This window comes from Streptomyces sp. NPDC005263 (genome assembly GCF_042872365.1).
Taxonomy (GTDB): domain Bacteria; phylum Actinomycetota; class Actinomycetes; order Streptomycetales; family Streptomycetaceae; genus Streptomyces.
The window spans coordinates 1,102,563-1,121,282 of sequence record NZ_JBIAKJ010000002.1 but is presented as its reverse complement, the minus strand read 5'-3'; the positions used below and the strand labels follow the sequence as shown (position 1 = coordinate 1,121,282).

The 18,720-nt window shown below is 69.9% G+C and carries 16 protein-coding genes; 6 read left to right on the top strand and 10 right to left on the bottom strand.

Annotated features, from left to right (window positions below; translation table 11 throughout):
* Nucleotides 1-20: 20 nt before the first annotated feature.
* Genes ACFYRY_RS12270 through coxB form a run of 3 tightly spaced genes read right to left on the bottom strand, consistent with a single transcriptional unit; the run spans nucleotide 21 to nucleotide 3,114 of the window.
* Nucleotides 21-419, bottom strand: coding sequence for a cytochrome c oxidase subunit 4 (locus ACFYRY_RS12270; RefSeq protein WP_389143006.1), 399 nt, complete (start codon nucleotides 417-419; stop codon nucleotides 21-23).
* Nucleotides 416-2,158, bottom strand: coding sequence for a cytochrome c oxidase subunit I (gene ctaD, locus ACFYRY_RS12265; RefSeq protein WP_389143003.1), 1,743 nt, complete (start codon nucleotides 2,156-2,158; stop codon nucleotides 416-418). The genes ACFYRY_RS12270 and ctaD overlap by 4 nt, the downstream gene beginning before the upstream one ends.
* Nucleotides 2,155-3,114: a cytochrome c oxidase subunit II gene (coxB, locus tag ACFYRY_RS12260; protein ID WP_389143000.1), complete on the bottom strand. Its 960-nt coding sequence runs from the start codon at nucleotides 3,112-3,114 to the stop codon at nucleotides 2,155-2,157. The genes ctaD and coxB overlap by 4 nt, the downstream gene beginning before the upstream one ends.
* Before the next feature lie 298 nt (nucleotides 3,115-3,412).
* On the opposite strand from coxB, the gene ACFYRY_RS12255 reads away from it, so the two are divergent.
* Complete coding sequence (locus tag ACFYRY_RS12255; protein ID WP_389142997.1) at nucleotides 3,413-4,792, top strand: cysteine desulfurase/sulfurtransferase TusA family protein; 1,380 nt, start codon at nucleotides 3,413-3,415, stop codon at nucleotides 4,790-4,792.
* 56 nt (nucleotides 4,793-4,848) lie between these two features.
* Here the strand turns inward: ACFYRY_RS12255 and ACFYRY_RS12250 are convergent, their stop codons facing one another.
* Nucleotides 4,849-5,823, bottom strand: coding sequence for a carbohydrate kinase family protein (locus ACFYRY_RS12250; protein WP_389142995.1), 975 nt, complete (start codon nucleotides 5,821-5,823; stop codon nucleotides 4,849-4,851).
* A gap of 180 nt (nucleotides 5,824-6,003) precedes the next feature.
* Here ACFYRY_RS12250 and ACFYRY_RS12245 point away from each other — a divergent pair, with 180 nt between their 5' ends.
* Both ACFYRY_RS12245 and ACFYRY_RS12240 read left to right on the top strand, forming a co-directional pair.
* A complete protein-coding gene (locus ACFYRY_RS12245; protein WP_389142992.1) occupies nucleotides 6,004-6,237 on the top strand; it encodes a hypothetical protein in 234 nt (77 codons plus the stop codon).
* A gap of 151 nt (nucleotides 6,238-6,388) precedes the next feature.
* Complete coding sequence (locus ACFYRY_RS12240; protein ID WP_389142989.1) at nucleotides 6,389-8,473, top strand: hypothetical protein; 2,085 nt, start codon at nucleotides 6,389-6,391, stop codon at nucleotides 8,471-8,473.
* Nucleotides 8,474-8,590: 117 nt separating this feature from the next.
* Here ACFYRY_RS12240 and ACFYRY_RS12235 read toward each other — a convergent pair whose 3' ends face one another.
* On the bottom strand, nucleotides 8,591-8,947 hold the full coding sequence (locus ACFYRY_RS12235) for an iron-sulfur cluster assembly accessory protein (RefSeq protein ID WP_030794551.1): 357 nt from the start codon (nucleotides 8,945-8,947) through the stop codon (nucleotides 8,591-8,593).
* Between the two features lie 274 nt (nucleotides 8,948-9,221).
* On the opposite strand from ACFYRY_RS12235, the gene nadA reads away from it, so the two are divergent.
* Entirely contained in the window at nucleotides 9,222-10,406 is a 1,185-nt protein-coding gene (gene nadA, locus ACFYRY_RS12230) for a quinolinate synthase NadA (protein WP_389142986.1), read from the top strand.
* A gap of 85 nt (nucleotides 10,407-10,491) precedes the next feature.
* Here nadA and ACFYRY_RS12225 read toward each other — a convergent pair whose 3' ends face one another.
* The 5 genes from ACFYRY_RS12225 to ACFYRY_RS12205 form a co-directional block, all read right to left on the bottom strand.
* A complete protein-coding gene (locus ACFYRY_RS12225) occupies nucleotides 10,492-13,632 on the bottom strand; it encodes an efflux RND transporter permease subunit (protein ID WP_389142983.1) in 3,141 nt (1,046 codons plus the stop codon).
* Between the two features lie 160 nt (nucleotides 13,633-13,792).
* Nucleotides 13,793-14,476 carry a response regulator gene (locus ACFYRY_RS12220; RefSeq protein WP_389142980.1) on the bottom strand — a complete coding sequence of 228 codons (684 nt, stop codon included), beginning with the start codon at nucleotides 14,474-14,476 and terminating at the stop codon, nucleotides 13,793-13,795.
* Entirely contained in the window at nucleotides 14,473-15,702 is a 1,230-nt protein-coding gene (locus ACFYRY_RS12215) for a sensor histidine kinase (protein WP_389142977.1), read from the bottom strand. The genes ACFYRY_RS12220 and ACFYRY_RS12215 overlap by 4 nt, the downstream gene beginning before the upstream one ends.
* A gap of 122 nt (nucleotides 15,703-15,824) precedes the next feature.
* Nucleotides 15,825-16,103, bottom strand: coding sequence for a hypothetical protein (locus ACFYRY_RS12210; protein WP_389142975.1), 279 nt, complete (start codon nucleotides 16,101-16,103; stop codon nucleotides 15,825-15,827).
* 61 nt (nucleotides 16,104-16,164) lie between these two features.
* The gene (locus ACFYRY_RS12205; protein ID WP_389142972.1) at nucleotides 16,165-16,959 is read right to left on the bottom strand and encodes a PspA/IM30 family protein; all 795 of its coding nucleotides are present in this window, start codon (nucleotides 16,957-16,959) and stop codon (nucleotides 16,165-16,167) included.
* Between the two features lie 260 nt (nucleotides 16,960-17,219).
* On the opposite strand from ACFYRY_RS12205, the gene ACFYRY_RS12200 reads away from it, so the two are divergent.
* Both ACFYRY_RS12200 and ACFYRY_RS12195 read left to right on the top strand, forming a co-directional pair.
* The gene (locus ACFYRY_RS12200; protein ID WP_389143748.1) at nucleotides 17,220-17,858 is read left to right on the top strand and encodes a DUF3043 domain-containing protein; all 639 of its coding nucleotides are present in this window, start codon (nucleotides 17,220-17,222) and stop codon (nucleotides 17,856-17,858) included.
* Nucleotides 17,859-17,941: 83 nt separating this feature from the next.
* Nucleotides 17,942-18,643, top strand: coding sequence for a class I SAM-dependent methyltransferase (locus tag ACFYRY_RS12195; RefSeq protein WP_389142969.1), 702 nt, complete (start codon nucleotides 17,942-17,944; stop codon nucleotides 18,641-18,643).
* Nucleotides 18,644-18,720 lie beyond the last annotated feature (77 nt).

The following is an 18,720-nucleotide window of genomic DNA, read 5'->3' as shown; positions in this document are numbered from 1 at the left end:
TCCACGGAGCTCGCGTTGTGCTACTGGGTGCGGTTCTCACCGCGGTAGTACTCGAAGACCCAGCCCCAGAGGCCGATCAGGATCAGCGGTGCCGAGAAGTACAGCAGCCACCAGCCGATCGCCACACCGAGGAAGGCCATCGCGCCGCCGACGGCGAGGGCGAGCGGCTGCCAGCTGTGCGGGCTGAAGAACCCGACCTCACCGGCGTCGTCCGCGACGTCGGCTTCCTTGTTGTCCTGCGCGCCGGCGTCCACCCGCTTGGCCGTGAAGCCCAGGTAGAAGCCGATCATGACGGACAGACCGAAGGCCAGGAAGAGGGCCGTCGTGCCGGCCGGCTCCTTCGACCACACGCCATAGACGATCGCCATGACGAGGATGAAGACGCTCAGCCAGATGAACATCCTGCCCTGGATCTTCACTTGCCGGCCTCCTTGCCGCCGTTGCCGGCCAGCGCCTTGTCACCGTGGCCGGCGTTCTCCAGCTGGTCGAGCGCGGCGATCTCCGGGTGGTGCAGGTCGAACGCCGGGGATTCGCTGCGGATCCGCGGCAGCGTGAGGAAGTTGTGCCGAGGCGGCGGGCAGGAGGTCGCCCACTCCAGCGAGCGGCCGTAGCCCCACGGGTCGTCGACGCCGACCGGCTTGCCGTACTTGGCCGTCTTCCACACGTTGTAGAGGAACGGCAGGATCGACAGGCCGAGCAGGAACGAGCTGATCGTCGAGATCGTGTTCAGGGCCGTGAAGCCGTCGGCCGCGAGGTAGTCCGCGTACCGACGCGGCATGCCCTCGGCGCCCAGCCAGTGCTGGACCAGGAAGGTGCCGTGGAAGCCGATGAACAGCGTCCAGAACGTGATCTTGCCGAGGCGCTCGTCCAGCATCTTGCCGGTCATCTTCGGCCACCAGAAGTGGAAGCCGGAGAACATCGCGAAGACCACGGTGCCGAAGACGACGTAGTGGAAGTGCGCCACCACGAAGTACGAGTCCGACACGTGGAAGTCCATCGGCGGCGAGGCCAGGATGACACCGGTCAGACCACCGAAGGTGAAGGTGATCAGGAAGCCGGTGGCCCAGAGCATCGGGGTCTCGAAACTCAGTGACCCCTTCCACATCGTTCCGATCCAGTTGAAGAACTTCACGCCGGTCGGTACGGCGATGAGGAACGTCATGAAGGAGAAGAACGGCAACAGCACGCCGCCGGTGACGTACATGTGGTGGGCCCACACCGTCACGGACAGGCCGGCGATGGCGATGGTCGCCGCGATCAGGCCCATGTAGCCGAACATCGGCTTGCGGGAGAAGACCGGGATGACCTCGGAGATGATGCCGAAGAACGGCAGCGCGATGATGTACACCTCTGGATGGCCGAAGAACCAGAAGAGGTGTTGCCACAGCAGGGCGCCGCCGTTGGCCGAGTCGAAGACGTGAGCGCCGAACTTCCGATCCGCCTCCAGCGCGAACAGCGCGGCGGCCAGCACGGGGAAGGCGAGCAGAACCAGGACCGCGGTCAGCAGCACGTTCCACACGAAGATCGGCATGCGGAACATCGTCATGCCGGGGGCGCGCATGCAGATGATGGTGGTGATGAAGTTGACCGCGCCGAGGATGGTGCCGAAGCCGGAGAAGGCCAGACCCATGATCCACAGGTCGGCGCCGATGCCCGGCGAGCGGACCGCGTCCGAGAGCGGGCTGTAGGCGAACCAGCCGAAGTCGGCCGCACCCTGCGGGGTGAGGAAGCCGCCGACGGCGATCGTCGAGCCGAACAGGTACAGCCAGTAGGCGAACATGTTCAGCCGCGGGAACGCCACGTCGGGCGCGCCGATCTGCAGCGGCATGATCCAGTTCGTGAAACCGGCGAACAGTGGCGTCGCGAACATCAGCAGCATGATCGTGCCGTGCATCGTGAACGCCTGGTTGAACTGCTCGTTCGACATGATCTGCAGGCCCGGACGGGCCAGCTCGGCGCGCATGAACAGCGCCATCACGCCACCGATGCAGAAGAACGCGAACGACGTGACCAGGTACAGCGTCCCGATCGTCTTGTGGTCAGTGGTCGTCAGCCACTTGATGACCACGCTGCCGCGGTTCTGGCGCCTGACCGGCAGCTCGTCCTCGTAGTGGGACCCTGCTGCCGCGGCACCCTGAGGTTCGTTGAGGATGCTCACAGGTTGTTCGTCTCCCGGTTCTTCTCATGGGCCGTCTGCTCGATGCCCGCGGGAACGTAACCGGTCTGCCCCTTCTTGGCGAGGTCCTTGAGGTGCTGCTCGTAACGCTCGGGGGAGACGACCTTCACGTTGAACAGCATCCGGGAGTGGTCGACGCCGCAGAGCTCGGCGCACTTGCCCATGAAGGTGCCCTCCCGGTTGGGAGTCACCTGGAAGGCGTTGGTGTGGCCCGGAATGACGTCCTGCTTCATCAGGAACGGCACCACCCAGAAGGAGTGGATGACGTCACGCGAGGTGAGGACGAAGCGGACCGTCTTGCCCTTGGGGAGCCACAGGGTGGGGCCGGGGTTGCCGGTCTGCGGGTTCCTGGTGGCCGGCGTACCGACGTCGTAGACACCGCCGGCGTTCGCCGGGAAGGCGTCCTTGAACCTCTTCGGAATCGCGTCCAGGTTCTTGTCGGTCTTCGCGTCACCGGTGGAACCGGCGACGGGCTCGATGTAGTTGAAGCCCCAGTTCCACTGGAAGCCGACGACGTTGATCGTGACGTCGGGCTTCTCCTTCAGACTGAGGAGCTTCGACTCGTCACGGGCCGTGAAGTAGAAGAGGACCGAGACGATGATGAGCGGAACCACCGTGTACAGCGCCTCGATGGGCATGTTGTACCGGGTCTGTGGAGGGACCTCGACCTTGGTGCGGCTGCGCCGGTGGAAGATCGCACTCCACAGGATCAGACCCCACACCAGCACGCCCACGGCGAGCGCGGCAGCCCAGGATCCCTGCCACAGGGAGAGGATCCGCGGAGCCTCTTCCGTGGTCGGGGTGGGCATACCAAGGCGGGGGAAGTCCTCGTATGTGCAACCGGTTGCGGTAGCCAGGACCAGGCCCGCGGTCAGTGCCTGCAGCAGCTTCCGCCGCATCGGGCGCCGCGGCGAGCGGTCGGAGCCGTTGGGACTCACGTAGCGCCTTCCCGAGAGTCTCGCCCGCGCGGTCGGCTGCGGCCTTCTCGCTGGTCGGTCGCCGCCCTGCGTCGGGCAGGGGTTTGGATGTTTATGCGGACCAAACCCTAGCCGACGCCCTTCGGGGGTTCGCGGGGAGGGTGCCATACGCGCCGCGGGTCTCCCGGAAGGGACGGGACGGGCGTCTGATACCTCGGCGATGCGGCTTGTGGGGCGGGTGCGGCTATTTTGTGGTTCGCCGCGCAGTTCCCCGCGCCCCTCGGCGACGTCACACCGACCGGCGGCTTAGCGTTGCCGTGTGGCCTACTTCGACGCTGCTTCCAGTGCCCCTCTCCATCCCGTGGCCCGGCAGGCGCTGCTGGCCTGCCTGGACGAGGGGTGGGCGGATCCCGCACGTCTGTACAGGGAGGGACGACGGGCTCGGATGCTGTTGGACGCGGCGCGGGAGACCGCCGCCGAAGCCGTGGGCTGCCGTACGGACGAACTCACGTTCACCTCCTCCGGATCCGGTGCGGTGCACACCGGGATCTCCGGCGCCCTGGCCGGCCGCCGTCGCGTCGGACGCCACCTGATCGTGTCCGCGGTCGAACACTCCTCGGTACTTCATTCGGCTGAGGTGTTCGAGGCGGCCGGCGGATCGGTGACCGAGGTGCCGGTGCTGCGGACCGGGGCGGTGAGCGTGGAGTCGTACGCGGACGCCCTGCGCCCGGACACCGCGCTGGCCTGTCTGCAGTCGGCCAACCACGAGGTGGGGACGCGGCAGCCGGTGGCGGACGTCGCCGAGGCGTGCCGGGCGGCCGGGGTGCCGCTGCTGGTGGACGCGGCGCAGTCGCTGGGCTGGGGCCCGGTGCGGGGCGACTGGTCCCTGCTGGCGGCGAGCGCCCACAAGTGGGGCGGGCCCTCGGGAGTCGGGCTGCTGGCCGTGCGCAAGGGGGTGCGGTTCGCCCCTCAAGGGCCCGTGGACGAGCGGGAGTCGGGGCGGGCGGCCGGGTTCGAGAACATTCCGGCGATCGTGGCGGCGGCGGCCTCACTGCGGGCGGTGCGGGCCGAGGCGGCCGAGGAGTCGCTGCGACTGCGGGAGCTGACGGAGCTGATCCGGTCCCGGGTGCCGCGGCTGGTGCCCGACGTGGAGGTGGTCGGCGATCCGGAGCGTCGGCTGCCCGGGATCGTCACCTTCTCCTGTCTCTATGTCGACGGGGAGACACTGCTGCACGAGCTGGACCGCGCCGGTTTCTCCGTCTCGTCCGGATCGTCCTGTACGAGCAGCACGCTGACGCCCAGCCATGTGCTGAAGGCGATGGGCGTGCTGAGCGAGGGAAACGTGCGGGTGTCGTTGCCGGCCGGGACGACGGCCCAGGACGTCGAGCGGTTCCTGGAGGTGCTCCCGCAGGCGGTGGCCGGCGTGCGGGAGAAGCTGGGTGCGCCGGTGGCGACGGCGGCCGTGCCCCGGGGGGACAGCCTGGTGGTGGACGCGCTCGGCAGGCGGTGCCCGATCCCGGTGATCGAGCTGGCGAAGGTCATCGGGGACGTACCGGTGGGCGGCACGGTCCGGGTCCTCTCGGACGACGAGGCGGCCCGGCTGGACATCCCGGCCTGGTGCGAGATGCGGGGCCAGGAGTACGTGGGTGAGGAGCCGGCGGATCGAGGAACGGCCTATCTGATCCGCCGGACGACCTGACTCACCGGGAGCGCGGGGAGCCGCACGACCAGCCCCCCGCACACCCGCGCAGGAACTCAGACGAGATGCCCCCGGACCTCCGTCGCGGCCTCGTCGCCGTACGCCTTGGTGAAGCGGTCCATGAAGTGGGCGCGCTGCAGCTGGTACTCCTGGGTGCCGACCGTCTCGATGACGAGGGTGGCGAGCATGCAGCCGACCTGGGCGGCGCGCTCCAGTCCGACGCCCCAGGCGAGACCGGAGAGGAAGCCGGCACGGAAGGCGTCGCCGACACCGGTGGGGTCGGCCTTGCGCTGCTCCTCCGCGCAGCCCACCTCGATCGGGTCCGCGCCGACGCTCTCGATGCGCACGCCCCGCGCGCCGAGGGTGGTGACGCGGTGGCCGACCTTGGCGAGGATCTCGGCGTCGCTCCAGCCGGTCTTGGACTCGATGAGGCCCTTCTCGTACTCGTTGGAGAAGAGGTACGTGGCGCCGTCCAGCAGTATCCGGATCTCGTCGCCGTTCATCCGGGCGATCTGCTGGGAGAAGTCGGCGGCGAAGGGGATCGAGCGGGAGCGGCACTCCTCGGTGTGGCGGAGCATCGCCTCCGGGTCGTCGGCGCCGATCAGGACCAGGTCGAGACCGCCGACGCGGTCGGCGACGGTCTTCAGCTCGATCTGGCGGGCCTCGCTCATGGCACCGGTGTAGAAGGAGCCGATCTGGTTGTGGTCGGCGTCGGTGGTGCAGACGAAACGGGCGGTGTGCAGCGTCTCGGAGATGCGCACCGAGTCGGTGTCGACGCCGTGCCGGTCCAGCCAGGCGCGGTACTCGTCGAAGTCGAATCCCGCGGCGCCGGCCAGGATCGGCCGGGTGCCGAGCTGGCCCATGCCGAAGGCGATGTTCGCGCCCACGCCGCCCCGCCGGACGTCGAGGTTGTCCACCAGGAAGGAGAGCGAGACCGTGTGCAGTTGGTCCGCGACGAACTGGTCGGCGAAGCGGCCGGGGAAGGTCATGAGGTGGTCGGTGGCGATGGAGCCGGTGACTGCGATGCGCACGGTGTTGACTCTCCTGTGGAATAAGCAGGGGCGCGCGATAGCGCTCATGGGAGGGTGGTTGCGGGCGTCGTAAAGGCGGATCGACAGTTCACGCTACCGGGTCGGCGGCAGCTCTGGAGCAGCGGAAACTACCCGATAGTAGATCTTTCTTCGCATGCTTGAGCGTGCCTACCGTGCCGTATGACGAACCTTGAGCTTCACGCTCCCGCTCCGGCCCATCTGGAACGCGATCTGCAGGGCGACCTGGAGGCCGGCCTGGCGTCGCTGCGCGGTGACTGCGCCCGGATGGTCCCGCACTGGTCGGCGCCCGGCCGGATCGCCTCCCGCCCGGTCTCCCCGTCACTCATCCACGGCGTGACCGTCCCGTCGAGGTCGGCCCGGCTGCTGGACGCGATGTCGGAGTACGGCGACTGAGACGGCGCTTTTCAGGGGAACCGCGCGCTCCCCCGCTGCGTCCCATCGCTGTCCCCCGTAAAGGGGATGCGGGATACGACCCGGTGTCCGACCTTTTTGACAGGGTCGGGTCAGGGTCCTGGGACAGAAGCGCAGCCGAAGGAGCGATGCGGTGAACACCGAGCGACCCGACAACGACGACGCCGACGGCTCCGTGGAGGAGCGGGGCGCCGGTGGCTCCACCGAGGAGCGGGGCGCCACGGAGACGAAGGGGGCGGGGGCGGAGGCTTCTGGTGCCGGGGAGTCGGACGGTGCTGGGGAGACTCCCGGTGCCGAAGCTCCTGGTGTCGAGGCTCCTGGAGCCGCGGAGGCTGCCGGTGACGTGGAGGCTTCCGGTGACGCGGGCAGCGGGACGGATGTCCCCGACTCTGTCGAGGGTGGTGCGGAGGAGGCCGGTCCGGGCGAGGCAGGCACGAGCGTGTCCGGTGCGGGCAAGGCCGACACGGACGAGGCCGGTAAGGACGACGCGACAGCGGACGAGGCCGGTAACGACGAGGCCGGTAAGGACGACGCGACCGCGGACGAGGCCGCTCGTGAACACGCCGGTTCGGGTGACCCCCGTTCCGGTGACGCCGGTTCCGGTGACGCCGGTTCCGGTGACGCCGGTTCCGACGAGGTGGGCGTCGAGGAGGTCGCCGTCGCTCCCTCCGCCGTCGCTCCCTCCCCCGCTCCCGATGGATCGTCCGGCTCGGTTCCGGACGGGGAGATCCCCCGGGATCATGACGTCGAGGAGAGCGGCGGCGGTCGCCGATCGGGCCGGCACCGGTCGCCCGCCGTCGTGGTGTCCGTCGCCGCCGCCGTGCTGCTGGTCGGGGGCGGTGGGGCGTACTACGCCACGACCGCGGCACACGGAACCGCGGACCCGGGCGGGCGTACGGCCGGGGCGTCCGGTGACGGCACTCCCCCGCCTCTCGCCCTGGATGGCTACTCCGCGGGCGGCGGTTCGAACGGCATCGCACCCGGCGAGCCCAACCCCTACGGCGTCACCTACCGCGCCGACGGCACGCTCCCCGACGGCCCCGGCTCGGCGCCCGTGTACCGGGCGCAGGGCCAGGTGACCGAGGGCGAGGTGGCCGAGCTGGCCCGGGCCCTCGGGGTGGACGGGGCGCCCGTGGCCGCCGGGCAGGCCTGGACGGTCGGGGCGAAGGACAGCATGGGACCGAGCCTCCAGGTGAACCGGCAGGCACCGGGCACCTGGACCTTCCACCGCTACTCCCCCGGCACGGACAACTGCCAGAGCACGACCGTGTGCGCCAAGACCCCCGCCGACCCGAACGGCGACCCGGTGAGCGAGGCGGTGGCGAAGAAGGCGGCCGCGCCGGTCCTGAAGGCGGCCGGTCAGGACGACCCGAAGCTGGACGCCGGCCGGACCCTGGGCGCCCAGCGGATCGTGAACGCCGAACCGGTGATCGGCGACCTGCCCACGTACGGCTGGACGACAGGGGTGACCGTCGACGCGCGAGGCCAGGTGCTGAGCGGCAACGGCCAGTTGAAGGCGCCGGTGAAGGGCGACACGTACCCCGTGCTGAGCGCGAAGGAGACGCTGGCGCTGCTGAACGCGGCACCCGGGACCGGCCACCGCATGGGCATCGGCGGCTGCGCCCGTCCGGTGCCGCTGAAGGACCGGCTCGAAGCGCCCTGCAACTCGTCCACCGCCACCCCGGCGAAGGAGATCCTCACCGTCGACAAGGCCGTGTTCGGTCTGGCCCCGCACACCGTGGCCGGGCGGCAGACACTGGTGCCGTCCTGGCTCTTCGACGTGCGGGCGGCCGGCGCGCGTGACGACTTCACGGTGACCTACCCGGCGGTCGACCCGACCTACGTGGTCTCGCCCACACCGTCGGCGCAGCCGAGCGGGCCGTCCGGACCCGGCGACCAGACGACCGCCGCGCCTGAACCGCGCAACGTCAAGGTGGACGGCTACACGGCCGAGGGGCGGGAGCTGACCGTGAGCTTCACGGGCGGTGTGTGCGCCGACTACAAGGTGAGCGCGAAGGAGGGCGACGACCAGGTGACGGTGAAGGTGACCGAGACCCGGTGGAAGGACAAGGTCTGCATCATGATCGCCAAGGAGTTCCAGAAGACCGTGCGGCTGGACGAGCCGCTGGGCGACCGGGCGGTCAAGGGCTCCGACGGCAAGGGGATTCCGCTGCAGAAGGCGGGGGCACGACTGCCGGAGGCGCCCCAGGGGCGCTGACGCCGAGGACGTCCGGGACGGGACACGACGCGACGACCCCGTCCCGGACACGCGTGAAGGCGGCGGCCCCGTCGGAGGGGGCCGCCGCCTTCACGCTGTTCAGGCTGCCTGTCGAGGTCAGCTGAAGGAGTCGCCGCAGGCGCAGGAGCCGGTCGCGTTCGGGTTGTCGATCGTGAAGCCCTGCTTCTCGATGGTGTCGACGAAGTCGATGGACGCGCCGCCCAGGTACGGGGCGCTCATGCGGTCGGTGACGACCTTGACGCCGTCGAAGTCCTTGACCACGTCGCCGTCGAGGGAACGCTCGTCGAAGAAGAGCTGGTACCGCAGGCCGGAGCAGCCGCCGGGCTGAACGGCGACGCGCAGCGCCAGATCGTCGCGGCCTTCCTGGTCGAGCAGGGCCTTGACCTTCGCCGCGGCGGCGTCGGACAGGATGATGCCGTCGGTGACGGTGCTGGTCTCGTCCGATACGGACATCTACATCTCTCCCGGGTTGTACGGAGACTGCCTTGCCGACGGTTGCAACCGACGGGGCCGCGGATTCATTCCGGGCCGAGGGCTCGTGTTTCCACTTCTTTCCTTTTCCTGTCATTCATGCTCGCACACCCACGCCGAAGCGAACAGCGACCGCCGGCCCGGCATCGGGATTCACGTCACATCGACGTTATGACGATCGTCAAAGTGACGTGAAGCGTTTATGATAGATAACGTCAATTCGACGAAAAGTAGAGAAAAGTAGAGGGTTCGTGTCGTGACCACCGTCCAGACCCCGGAGCTCGACGTACAGCCGACTCCTCTTGCCCTGCTGCTCCTCGGCCGTGAGGCCGACCCGAAGAGCGAGCGGGGTGTCGAGTGTCCCGGCGACCTGCCCTCGCCGTCCGACCCGGACCTGGTCGAGCGCGCTCGCGCCGCCAAGGCGAAGCTCGGCGACAAGGTGTTCGTCCTCGGCCACCACTACCAGCGCGACGAGGTCATCCAGTTCGCCGATGTGACCGGCGACTCCTTCAAGCTGGCCCGGGACGCCGCCGCGCGCCCGGAGGCCGAGTACATCGTGTTCTGCGGTGTGCACTTCATGGCGGAGTCCGCGGACATCCTGACGAGTGACGACCAGAAGGTCGTACTGCCGGATCTCGCCGCCGGGTGCTCGATGGCCGACATGGCCACCGCCGAGCAGGTCGCCGAGTGCTGGGACGTGCTGACCGAGGCCGGCGTGGCCGAGCAGGTCGTCCCCGTCTCGTACATGAACTCCTCCGCGGACATCAAGGCGTTCACCGGCAGGCACGGCGGCACGATCTGCACGTCCTCGAACGCCCAGCGGGCCCTGGAGTGGGCCTTCCAGCAGGGGTCGAAGGTGCTGTTCCTGCCCGACCAGCACCTCGGCCGCAACACCGCCGTGCGGGACATGGGCCTGTCCCTGGAGGACTGCGTCCTCTACAACCCGCACAAGCCGAACGGCGGGCTGACCGCCGAGCAGCTGCGCGACGCGAAGATGATCCTCTGGCGGGGGCACTGCTCGGTGCACGGGCGCTTCAGCCTGGAGTCGGTCGAGGACGTGCGCGCCCGGATCCCCGGGGTGAACGTGCTCGTGCACCCCGAGTGCCGGCACGAGGTCGTGGCAGCTGCGGACTACGTCGGCTCGACCGAGTACATCATCAAGGCGCTGGAGGCGGCGCCGGCCGGCTCCAAGTGGGCCATCGGCACGGAGCTGAATCTCGTACGCCGGCTGGCGAACCGTTTCGCGCCCGAGGGCAAGGAGATCGTGTTCCTCGACAAGACGGTCTGCTTCTGCTCGACGATGAACCGCATCGACCTCCCCCACCTGGTGTGGACCCTGGAGTCCCTCGCCGAGGGCAACCTGGTCAACCGGATCGAGGTCGACCAGGAGACCGAGGCGTTCGCCAAGCTGGCGCTTGAGCGGATGCTGGCGCTGCCGTAGCCCTCGCACACCTTCGTCGGCGACATGCCGACGGCCGGGCACCGAACCGTGCGGGTTCGGTGCCCGGCCGCCAGGGACCGGTGCGTCACACGGACGCGGTCTCCGGCTCGTCCGAGGAATCGGCGGGCTGCGAGGCCGGCTGGTCCGGCGCTCCCGCCTTCTTCGCCCGCTTCGCCGCCCGCTTCTTCGCCCGGCGCTCCTTGCGGAGCTCCAGCATCGCGTACAGCGTCGGGACCAGCAGCAGGGTGAGCAGGGTCGACGTGACCAGGCCGCCGATCACGACCACCGCGAGCGGCTGGGCGATGAAGCCGCCCTGGCCGGTGACGCCGAGGGCCATCGGGAGCAGCGCGAAGATCGTGGCCAGGGCCGTCATCAGGATCGGGCGCAGCCGGTGGCGGCCCCCTTCGACGACCGCCTCGACGACGCCGTATCCCTGCTGTCGGTACTGGTTGATCAGGTCGATCAGCACGATCGCGTTGGTGACCACGATGCCGATGAGCATCAGCATGCCGATCATCGCGGGGACGCCCATCGGGGTGCCCGTCGCCACCAGCAGACCGATCGCGCCGGTCGCCGCGAACGGGATCGAGACCAGCAGGATCAGCGGCTGGGCCAGCGAGCGGAAGGTCGCGACCAGGAGCATGAAGACGATCGCGATCGCCGCGAGCATCGCCAGGCCCAGGTTCTTGAACGCGTCGTCCTGGTCCTGGGAGACCCCGCCGATCGCCGCCGTGGCACCCGCCGGGAGCTTGAGCGAGTCCAGCTTGGACGTCAGGTCCGCGCTCACCGCGCCCGTGTTGTCGCCGGTCGGCTTCGCCGTGATGGTCGCGGCGCGCTGACCGTCGATGCGGGTCATCGCGACCGGGCCGTCGACCAGCTTCACGTCCGCGATGTCACCCAGCTTCACCGGACCCAGCCGCAGGTCGCGCAGCTGGTCCAGCGTCCGGGCCGGCTTGGCCGACGTGATGACGACGTCCCGCTCCGTGTCGTCCAGGATCGCCTTGGCGGCGGTGGTGCCGCGGACGGCCTGGCCGACGGCCGCGCCGAGGGTCTGGTCGTTGAAACCGGCCGCCGCCGCCTTGGAGTTGGCCTTGACCGAGATGCGCGGGACGCTCTGCGAGAGGTCGCTGGTGACGTCCGTGACGTCGTCCAGGCCCGCCACGGTCTTGCGGACCTTCTCCGAGGCCTCGCGCAGGACGTCCGCGTCGGCGGCCTTGACGACCACGCTCAGGTCCTGGCTGCTGAAGCCGTCACCGGCGGCGACCGTGGTGGTGCCGATGCCGGACAGCTTGTGCAGGCCGTCCTCGATGGCGTTCTGCACGTCGTCGAACGACGCCGAGTCGTTCAGCATCACCTGGTACGACGCCTGGTTGGTGTCCGTGCCGCCGCCGAAGGCCGCCAGGAAACCGGAGGAGCCGATGGTGACCTGGTAGTCCTTCACGCCCTTGGTGGCGGAGAGCAGCTTCTCGACCTTCTTCGCCTGGGCGTCGGTCGTGGCCAGGCTGGCGCCGGGCTTCAACTCCTGCTTGACGGTGAGGACTTCCTGCTCACCCTGGTCGAAGAAGTTCGTCTTCAGCAGCGGTGCCATGCCGAAGGTGCCGACGAGGATGACGGCGGCGAGCGCCAGGCTGGTCAGACGGCGCCGGGTGGCGAACCGCAGGACCGGGACGTAGAGGCGCTGGAGCCTGCTCCTCGCCTCCTTCTCCTCGGCCTGGCGGCGGGCCTCCTCAGCGTCCTCGGGGGTGCCCTTGGGGACCCGCAGGAACCAGTACGACAGGACCGGGACGACGGTCAGCGACACCAGCAGGGAGGCCAGCAGGGCCGCCGTGACGGTCAGGCTGAACGAGCCGAACAGCTCGCCCACCATGCCGCCGACCAGGCCGATCGGGAGGAAGACCGCGACGGTGGTGAGCGTCGAGGACGTCACCGCGCCGGCCACCTCACGGACCGCCTTCAGGATGGCGTCCTGGCGTTCCTCGCCGTAGCCGAGATGACGCTTGATGTTCTCCAGGACCACGATCGAGTCGTCGACGACCCGGCCGATGGCGATGGTCAGCGCGCCCAGCGTGAGCATGTTCAGGGACAGGTCACGGGTCCACAGCACGATCAGGGCCAGGACCACGGAGAGCGGGATGCTCACCGCCGTGACCAGCGTCGAGCGGATCGACGCCAGGAAGACCAGGATGACGAGGACCGCGAAGAGCAGACCGAGGGCGCCCTCGGTGGTCAGGCCCTCGATGGCCTTGGAGACGGCCGGGCCCTGGTCGCTGACGACCGTGACGGTGGCGCCGGAACCGAGGTCCTTGCGCATGTCGGACAGCTTGTCCTGGACCGCGTCGGAGATGGCGACCGCGCTGCCGTCATGGTCCATGGTGACGGTGACCGCGAGGCTGGGCCTGCCGTTCGTCCGGGTGATGGAGTCGGCGACGGCCTGCCGCTGCTCGACCGTGGCCACGTCGGCGAGACGTACGGGCTTCTTGCCGCCCTGGCCCGTGACCATCAGGTCCTGGATCTGCTTCAGCGAGGTGAAGCCGCCGCCCACCTGGACGGTGCGGTTGCCACCGTCCTCGTCGAAGGAGCCGGCCGGGACGGTCGCGCCGCCCGCCTGGAGCGCCTGCGAGAGGTCCTGGGAGGTCAGCCCCGCCTTCGCCAGCTTCGCGTCGTCGGGGGTGACGGTGACCTGGAGGTCCCGCACGCCGTCGACGGTGACCTGGCCGACGCCGTCGATGTCCTTCAGATCCGGTACGACGGTCCGGTCGAGCCGGTCGGACAGGGCCTGCTGGTCCTGGTCGGAGGTGACGGCGAGGACCACGGTCGGGATGTCGTCCGTCGACCCGGCGACGACCTGCGGGTCCACGTCGTCGGGGAGCTGGACGCGGGCCCGGTTGACGGCCTGCTGGACGTCGGCGACCAACTGCGCGGTGCCGGTGCCGTAGTCGAAGGACGCCATGATCAGGGCGTTGCCCTCGCTCGCCGTGGAGGTGACGGACGAGATGCCGTCGACGGCCTCCAGGTTGTCCTCGAGGGGCTCGACGACCTGCTTCTCCACGACGTCCGGAGCCGCGCCCTGGTAGGGCGCCAGCACGGACACGACCGGCAGTTCGATGGTGGGCAGCAGCTGCTGCTTCAGCTGCGGGATCGCGATCGCCCCGAAGGCGAGCGCGATGATGGACATCAGGCCTATCAGGGCCCGTTGCGCGAGGCTGAATCTCGACAGCCAGGACATGGGTGGGGGTCTCTCTTCTGGAGCGGCAGAAGTTCAGGCGCGGCCGCACATGTGAGCGCCCGCCCCTACACCCTGTGCCATGTGCCGGTGCCGATCCGTAGGCCCCAGGTCCCGTTCCTTATACGGCGCATACTCCGCGCGCAGTACGGCGAGGTCTGACTCACTCCACCCTTGGACGTACCAGGCCCGACTCGTACGCGATCACCACCAGTTGGGCCCGGTCCCGGGCGCCCAGCTTGGCCATGGCCCGGTTGACGTGCGTCTTCACGGTGAGCGGGCTGACCTCCAGCCGCTCCGCGATCTCGTCGTTGGAGTGCCCGCCGGCGACCAGGACCAGCACCTCGCGCTCCCGCACGGTGAGCGCGGCGAGGCGCTGTGCGCGGGCGGGGTCGCGGTCCTCGTCCGATGTGTCGCCCTGGGCGAGGAAGCGGGCGATCAGCCCCTTGGTGGCCGCCGGGGACAGGAGGGCCTCGCCGCCCGCGGCGACCCGGATGGCGCTGAGGAGTTCGTCGGGTTCGGAACCCTTGCCGAGGAAGCCGGAGGCACCCGCGCGCAGCGACTGCACGACGTAGTCGTCGACCTCGAAGGTGGTCAGGATGACCACCCGGACATGGGCGAGGGAGGCGTCGGCGCTGATCATGCGGGTGGCCGCGAGGCCGTCCGTGCCGGGCATCCGGATGTCCATCAGGACGACGTCGGCGCGCTGCTCCCGGGTCAGTCGGACGGCCTCCGCTCCGTCGGACGCCTCGCCCACCACCTCCATGTCGGGCTCGGAGTCGACGAGGACCCGGAAGGCGCTGCGCAGCAGGGCCTGGTCGTCGGCGAGCAGGACACGGATGGTCATACGGGATCCCCCGGGCTCTGGGTGACGGCGGTGCTGGTCTTGACCGGCAGGATCGCATGGACGCGGAAACCGCCGCCGTAGCGGGGACCGGTGGTGAGGGTGCCGCGCAGGGCGGTCACCCGCTCCCGCATGCCGAGCAGTCCGTGGCCGCCACCGGTCTGCGGGTCGCCGTCCTCGCCCCTCCCGTCGTCGAGGACGGTGATCTCGATGTCCGGTCCCACCCGGACGACGCTGACCTCGGCCTTCGCCTCCGTCCCTGCGTGCTTCTGGACGTTGGTGAGGGCCTCCTGCACGATCCGGTAGGCGGCCAGTCCGACGGCGGCGGGCAAGGTGGTGCCGTGGTCGGCGCGGGCGACCTCGACCCGGAGTCCGGCGCTGCGGAAGGTGCCGACGAGTTCGTCGAGCCGGTCCAGGCCGGGGGCGGGTTCGGTGGGCGCCTCCGGATCCCCGGACTGGCGCAACAGGCCGACGGTGGCGCGCAGTTCGTTGAGGGCGGAGCGGCTGGCCTCCCGTACGTGGGACAGCGCCTCCTTGGCCTGGTCGGGCCGCTTGTCCATGACGTGGGCGGCGACCCCGGCCTGGACGTTGACCAGGGCGATGTGGTGGGCGACGACGTCGTGCAGGTCACGGGCGATGCGCAGGCGTTCCTCGGCGACCCGGCGGCGGGCCTCCTCCTCGCGGGTGCGCTCGGCCCGTTCGGCGCGCTCCCTGATGGCGTGGATGAAGGCGCGGCGGCTGCGGACCGCGTCGCCGGCGGTGGCGCCGATGCCGGTCCAGGCGAAGATCGCGAGGTTCTCCTGGGCGTACCAGGGCAGCGGGCCGGCGAGCATGGAGGCGCCGGTGAGGACGGTCATGGTGAGCAGGCCGGCGCGCCAGGTGGTGGGGCGGTCGGTGGTGGCGGCGACGGTGTAGAGGGCGATCACCGCGGACATGGCGACGGGGGCACGGGGGTCGCTGGTGACGGCCTCGACGAGGGAGAAGGTTCCGGTGAGGGCGAGGACCGTCATGGGGGCCCGGCGGCGGAACACCAGGGCCACGGAGGCGAAGGCGATGAGAACCAGACTCAGGGGGTCGGGGGTGCGGAAACCCCAGCTGACGCCGCGCTCCGAGTGCGGGTCCACGAACGAGCCGGCCACCATGCAGACGAGGACGCCGGCCGCGATGGCCGCGTCCAGCGCCATGGGGTGCGCCCTGAGGTGACGCCGGGCGCGGTCGAGGGTGCTCACGCCTGCCAACGGTACGGGTGCCCTCGCGGGGGCGGAACGGGGGCCACCTGTACGTTTCCCCGCCCGCTTCAGGTGTCCGCGCGGGGCGTGCGGTGGAGACTCGGCCCGATTGTGCGGGGGGCTCAGCCCGGGATCAGTCCGTCGTCGCTCAGCAGTTCCCGTACGTCCTCCAGGGTCGCGTCCTGCGCCGGGAGGATGAGTTCCGACGGTTCCAGGGAGTCGTCGGGGAGCGGCTCGCCCAGTTCGCGGACCTTGGACAGCAGGGCTTCCAGGGTGCGGCGGAAGCCGGGGCCGTCGCCGTTCTCCATTTCGGCCAGGAGCTCGTCGTCCAGCTTGTTCAGTTCGGTGAGGTGGCTGTCGGCCAGCCTCACCTGCCCCTCCCCCATGATCCGTACGATCATGTCGCCCTCCTCAGGCGTGGGCCCTACTGTCCGTCACTACTGTCCGTGCTTGTTCGTGCTGTCACTGCTTGTCGAAGCGTGGGGTGTCCTGCGGCTGCTGCTGGGACTGCTGCTGGCTCGTGCCACCCTCGATGGCCTGCTGCTCCGAGGTGCCGCCGGACAGCTCCGCCTTCATGCGCTGCAGCTCCAGCTCTACATCCGTACCACCCGAGAGCCGGTCCAGCTCGGCCTGGAGGTCGTCCTTGTGCATGCCGGACTGGTCGTCGAGGGCGCCGGAGGCGAGGAGTTCGTCGATCGCTCCCGCCCGGGCCTGGAGCTGCGCGGTCTTGTCCTCGGCACGCTGAATGGCCAGGCCGACGTCGCCCATCTCCTCGGAGATGCCGGAGAACGCCTCGCCGATCCGGGTCTGTGCCTGGGCCGCGGTGTACGTGGCCTTGATCGTCTCCTTCCTGGTGCGGAAGGCGTCGACCTTTGCCTGGAGCCGTTGGGCCGCCAGGGTGAGTTTCTCCTCCTCGCCCTGCAGCGTGGAGTGCTGCGTCTCCAGGTCGGTCACCTGCTGCTGGAGCGCGGCGCGACGGGAGAGCGCCTCACGGGCCAGGTCCTCGCGGCCCAGCGCCAGCGCCTTGCGGCCCTGGTCCTCCAGCTTGGACGACTGCGACTGCAGCTGGTTCAGCTGGAGTTCCAGTCGCTTGCGGCTGGTCGCCACGTCGGCGACTCCACGGCGCACCTTCTGCAGCAGCTCCAGCTGCTTCTGGTACGAGTAATCGAGGGTTTCGCGCGGGTCCTCGGCCCGGTCAAGGGCCTTGTTCGCCTTCGCGCGGAAGATCATCCCCATACGCTTCATGACACCGCTCATGGGCTTCGCGCGCCCCCTTCTGACGGACTCCAGCTCAGCTGCTGCGACAGAACCCACAGTACGGGCCCTGCATCCATTACCGCACTGTTCAGGGACTGATGCGCTCATCCCCAAGGACGACTGCGCCAGGCCCCGCTCCCGCGTAGGGAGTAGGTGACCTTCAGGGTGACCATCGGGTCACCGGGTGAGCACCGGGTCCCCGACGTCCCCATCTGTCCCCTGTACAGACGACTGGTGTTGCCGGATCGTTCCCCACCGGGCTGAGGCCCACACTCCCGCACCACGTACCCTTGGGTTTTGTGTTCCGTAGCCGTGCGAAGGATGAGAAGGCCCCCGCCGCCGCCAAGGCGTCGCTGACCGACTCCAAGCAGACCCGTCACCCGCAGGCCCCGAAGGGCCGGCCCACACCCAAGCGGAGTGAGGCCCAGTCGGTGCGCCGCAGCGTGGCCAACACGCCGACGTCGCGCAAGGAGGCCAGCAAGCGCCAGCGCGACGAGCGCCGGGCGCAGATGGACAGGCAGCGCCAGGCGCTGGCCACCGGCGACGAGCGGTACCTGCCCGCGCGTGACAAGGGCCCCGTGCGCAAGTTCGCCCGCGACTACATCGACTCGCGGTTCAACGTGGCGGAGTTCTTCCTGCCGATGGCCGTGGTCATCCTCGTGCTGAGCATGGTGCGGGTGGGTTCGCTGCAGAGCATCGCGCTGCTGCTGTGGCTGGTCGTGATCGTGCTGATCGTGCTCGACTCGATCCTCACGGGCTTCCGCTTGAAGAAGCGGCTGGCCGAGCGCTTCGCCGACCAGAGCCGCCGGGGCGCGGTCGCCTACGCGCTGATGCGCTCCCTCCAGATGCGCCGGCTCCGGCTGCCCAAGCCGCAGGTCAAGCGTGGAGAGCGGCCCTGAGCACGACGCCGTTCACCGGGGGCGCGGCGGATGCCTGGCTGAACACGCTGGGTGGGCTGCGGGATGTCGTACGACAGGAGCTGGTGGCCCGGCAGCTCGACGAGCAGATAGCCGGGCGGTTCCCGGTGGGGCAGCGGCTGCGGGTGCTCGACGTGGGGATGGGTCAGGGCACGCAGGCGCTGCGGCTGGCCCGGGCCGGGCACAAGGTCACCGGGGTCGAGCAGGACCACAAGATGCTCTCTGTCGCCCGGGAGGCCCTCGCCGCCGAGCCGGAGGGGATCCGGGAGCGGGTGCGGCTCGTCCAGAGCGACGGCCGGGACACCGGGGTGCACTTCCTGCCGGGCAGTTTCGACGTGGTGCTGTGCCACGGCGTGCTGATGTACGTCGAGGAGCCGGATCCGCTGCTGGCGGGGCTGGCCCGGATGCTCGCCCAGGGCGGGCTGCTGTCGCTCCTGGTGCGCAACGGGAACGCGCTGGCGATGCGGCCGGGACTGTCCGGGGACTGGGCCGCGGCGCTCACCGGGTTCGACACCACCGCCTACGTCAACCGGCTGGGCCTCGACGTCCGGGCCGACCGGCTGGAGACGCTGACCGCGACGCTCGCCGGCATCGGGGCGCCCTTGCAGGCCTGGTACGGCGTCCGGGTCTTCACGGACACGGCCGAGGACGGCACCGAGATCCCGGCCGACCTGCCGGCCCTGCTCGCGGTCGAGGAACGGGCGGGGCGCTCGGACCCGTACCGCGGGGTCGCCGCCCTGCTGCACCTGTGCGGAGTGCGCGGCTGAGCCGACCCGGTCCGCCGGGGACCTGACCCCGGCGAACTCCGAGAAGGGGCGACCGGCGCCCGGCCGCCCCCGCCCCT

Bases quoted from the DNA above. Each gene is read 5' to 3' on its own strand.
- ACFYRY_RS12205 (WP_389142972.1), bottom strand. From the start codon at position 16,959: ATGAGCGGTGTCATGAAGCGTATGGGGATGATCTTCCGCGCGAAGGCG.
- ACFYRY_RS12245 (WP_389142992.1), top strand. From the start codon at position 6,004: ATGACGAACCTTGAGCTTCACGCTCCCGCTCCGGCCCATCTGGAACGC.
- ACFYRY_RS12210 (WP_389142975.1), bottom strand. From the start codon at position 16,103: ATGATCGTACGGATCATGGGGGAGGGGCAGGTGAGGCTGGCCGACAGC.
- ACFYRY_RS12235 (WP_030794551.1), bottom strand. From the start codon at position 8,947: ATGTCCGTATCGGACGAGACCAGCACCGTCACCGACGGCATCATCCTG.
- ACFYRY_RS12220 (WP_389142980.1), bottom strand. From the start codon at position 14,476: ATGACCATCCGTGTCCTGCTCGCCGACGACCAGGCCCTGCTGCGCAGC.
- ACFYRY_RS12225 (WP_389142983.1), bottom strand. From the start codon at position 13,632: ATGTCCTGGCTGTCGAGATTCAGCCTCGCGCAACGGGCCCTGATAGGC.